Origin of the sequence: Edwardsiella ictaluri ATCC 33202 (assembly GCF_000264785.1) — a bacterium.
In the GTDB taxonomy this organism is placed as follows: Bacteria; Pseudomonadota; Gammaproteobacteria; order Enterobacterales; family Enterobacteriaceae; genus Edwardsiella; species Edwardsiella ictaluri.
This window is the reverse complement of sequence record NZ_AFJI01000011.1, coordinates 1-1741: the sequence shown is the minus strand read 5'-3', so window position 1 is coordinate 1741 and position 1741 is coordinate 1. Positions and strand designations below refer to the sequence as shown.

At 62.4% G+C, this 1741-nt stretch carries 1 protein-coding gene; it reads left to right on the top strand.

The window, feature by feature from the left end:
• Positions 1 to 151: 151 nt before the first annotated feature.
• Positions 152 to 1663 (top strand): sodium/proline symporter PutP, encoded by a 1512-nt coding sequence (gene putP, locus EIEH_RS01185; protein ID WP_035608380.1) that lies wholly within the window; start codon positions 152 to 154, stop codon positions 1661 to 1663.
• Positions 1664 to 1741: the final 78 nt, after the last annotated feature.

The following is a 1741-nucleotide window of genomic DNA, read 5'->3' as shown; positions in this document are numbered from 1 at the left end:
GTGTGGGTTTTATGTAAGCAATGTGTTAATTAATGGTTGGTTATTAAATCTGCGGCGGGGAACGGCAGGATGGGAACGTCCGCCGACGATGCCCCGATGGCGACTTCATGGCTGGCCCGGTGCGCCAGACGAGACTTTCGGGAGAGTGGTAATGGCAATGAGCACGCCCATGTTGGTGACATTCTGTATCTATATCCTGGGGATGATCCTGATCGGCTTCCTCGCCTGGCGATCGACGAATAACTTCGATGATTATATTCTCGGCGGGCGCCGACTCGGCCCCTTCGTCACCGCGCTGTCGGCCGGGGCATCGGACATGAGCGGCTGGCTGCTGATGGGCCTGCCCGGCGCGGTATTCGTCGCCGGTATCTCGGAGAGCTGGATCGCTATCGGTCTGGCGCTGGGCGCCTGGCTGAACTGGCGGCTGGTAGCGGGGCGACTGCGGGTACACACGGAGGCGAACAATAACGCGCTGACCCTGCCGGACTATTTTACTGCCCGTTTCGCCGATGGCAGCCGTCTATTACGCATTATCTCCGCCCTGGTGATCCTGCTGTTTTTCACCATCTATTGTGCCTCCGGGATCGTGGCCGGTGCCCGCCTGTTTGAGAGCACCTTCGGCATGAGCTACCAGACGGCGCTGTGGGCCGGGGCGGCGGCGACCATCATTTATACCTTTATCGGCGGTTTCCTGGCGGTCAGCTGGACCGACACGGTGCAGGCGAGCCTGATGATCTTTGCCCTGATCCTGACGCCGGTGATGGTGATAATCGCCGTCGGCGGCGTCGACGATGCGCTGCTGGTGATCAGGCAGAAAAGCATCGAGAGCGTCGATATGCTGAAGGGGCTAAATCTGGTCGCTATCCTCTCGTTGATGGGCTGGGGGCTGGGTTACTTTGGCCAGCCGCATATCCTGGCCCGCTTTATGGCGGCCGACTCGCACCATAGCCTGATTAATGCCCGGCGTATCAGCATGGCCTGGATGGTCTTCTGCCTGCTCGGTGCCGTCTCCGTCGGTTTCTTCGGTATCGCCTACTTTACCAACCATCCTGCGCTGGCCGGTGCGGTGGATCGCAACGCCGAGCGGGTCTTCATTGAGCTGGCGCAGCTGCTGTTTAACCCGTGGATCGCCGGTATTCTGCTGTCCGCCATCCTGGCGGCGGTGATGTCGACGCTCAGCTGCCAGCTGTTGGTGTGCTCCAGCGCGATTACCGAGGATCTCTATAAGGCCTTCCTGCGTCGGCAGGCCGGGCAGCGGGAGCTGGTCTGGGTTGGGCGGGCGATGGTACTGCTGGTGGCGCTGGTTGCCATCGCGTTGGCCACGAACCCGGAGAACCGGGTGCTGGGGCTGGTGAGCTATGCCTGGGCCGGTTTCGGGGCTGCCTTCGGCCCGGTGGTGATCTGCTCGGTACTCTGGTCCCGTATGACCCGTAACGGTGCGCTGGCCGGGATGATCATCGGTGCCATCACGGTGATTGTCTGGAAACAGTACGCCTGGCTGGGGCTGTATGAGATCATTCCGGGCTTCCTGTTCGCCGGCGTCGGTATCGTGGTGGTCAGTCTGCTGGATCGCGAGCCCCCGGCGGCGGTGCGGCAGCGCTTCGCCGCCGCCGATGCCTGCTATCGTGCGTCACCGCGCGCGCCACAGCCGGGGTCGGAGTAACGGCGTCCGGGGGATGGCACAGGAAATCGACGGCCTCGCGCCCCTCGCGATGGCGTTGGCAAAAGTCTTGCCCGCCTC